Annotated in this window: 1 protein-coding gene; it reads left to right on the top strand. The window is 53.5% G+C overall.

Features of this window, described 5'->3' with window-relative positions:
- Positions 1–1581, top strand: a 1581-nt coding sequence (ftsH3, locus tag IQ219_RS19495) for an ATP-dependent zinc metalloprotease FtsH3 (RefSeq protein WP_194073710.1), incomplete at its 5' end; no start/stop codon positions are given.
- Positions 1582–1610: the final 29 nt, after the last annotated feature.

Here is a 1610-nt window from a genome sequence, read left to right as displayed (position 1 = left end):
ACCCAACACAACGTGGATATTGCCGTCCAGCCCCAGAGCGACGAAGGCTTCTGGTTCCGCATCGCCAGCACCCTATTTTTGCCCATCTTGCTCCTGGTGGGGATTTTCTTCCTCTTTCGCCGGGCCCAGAGTGGCCCTGGTTCCCAAGCCATGAACTTTGGTAAGTCCAAAGCGCGGGTGCAAATGGAACCCCAAACCCAAGTTACCTTCGGGGACGTGGCCGGCATTGAGCAAGCCAAACTAGAACTCACCGAAGTGGTGGACTTCCTGAAAAACGCAGACCGCTTTACCGAATTGGGAGCCAAGATTCCCAAAGGTGTGCTCCTGGTGGGCCCTCCCGGTACCGGTAAAACCCTTTTAGCCAAAGCCGTTGCGGGGGAAGCTGGAGTACCGTTCTTTTCCATCTCCGGCTCAGAATTTGTGGAAATGTTTGTCGGTGTGGGAGCCTCCCGGGTGCGAGACTTATTTGAGCAAGCCAAAGCCAATGCTCCCTGTATTGTCTTCATCGATGAAATTGATGCCGTTGGTCGTCAACGGGGCGCTGGTCTCGGTGGTGGTAACGATGAGCGGGAACAGACCCTCAACCAATTACTAACAGAAATGGACGGCTTTGAAGGCAACACTGGCATCATTATTGTGGCTGCCACTAACCGCCCCGACGTACTGGACTCCGCTTTGATGCGTCCCGGTCGTTTCGATCGCCAAGTGGTGGTAGACCGTCCTGACTATGCTGGTCGTCGAGAAATCCTCAATGTCCATGCCCGGGGCAAAACCCTTTCCCAAGATGTGGATTTGGATAAAATTGCCCGCCGTACCCCCGGATTTACCGGTGCTGACCTGTCCAATTTGTTGAACGAAGCCGCTATTTTAGCCGCCCGTCGCAACTTGACCGAAATTTCCATGGACGAAGTCAACGATGCCATCGACCGGGTGTTGGCTGGCCCCGAGAAGAAAAATCGGGTAATGAGCGAAAAACGCAAAACCTTGGTGGCTTACCACGAAGCTGGCCATGCCTTGGTGGGAGCTTTGATGCCGGATTACGATCCGGTGCAAAAAATTAGCATCATTCCCAGGGGCCGGGCCGGTGGTTTAACCTGGTTCACCCCCAGTGAAGACCGCATGGAATCCGGTTTATACTCCCGCTCCTATCTGCAAAATCAGATGGCCGTTGCCCTGGGAGGCCGCATTGCCGAAGAAATTATTTTTGGCGAAGAAGAAGTCACCACCGGTGCTTCCAATGACCTGCAACAGGTAGCTCGGGTGGCCCGCCAGATGGTAACTCGCTTTGGCATGAGCGATCGCCTCGGGCCTGTGGCCTTAGGTCGCCAAGGTGGGGGGATCTTCATGGGAAGGGACATTGCTTCGGACCGAGACTTCTCTGATGAAACTGCCGCTAGCATTGACGCTGAAGTAAGTCGATTGGTGGATCAAGCCTACCAACGAGCCAAGGAAGTATTAGTGGAAAACCGGGGCATCCTTGACCAACTAGCGGAAATGTTAGTGGAGAAAGAAACCGTTGATTCTGAAGAGTTGCAAACTCTCCTAGCCAGCAACAATGCCAAGTTAGCTTTGCTCGTTTAGTAATTAAACCCCAGCAAACCATTAAAGCT

The organism is Synechocystis sp. LEGE 06083 (assembly GCF_015207725.1).
GTDB lineage: Bacteria > Cyanobacteriota > Cyanobacteriia > Cyanobacteriales > Microcystaceae > Synechocystis > Synechocystis salina.
Note: the sequence above shows the minus strand (reverse complement) of the source record. Positions and strands in the feature narration are given on the sequence as shown.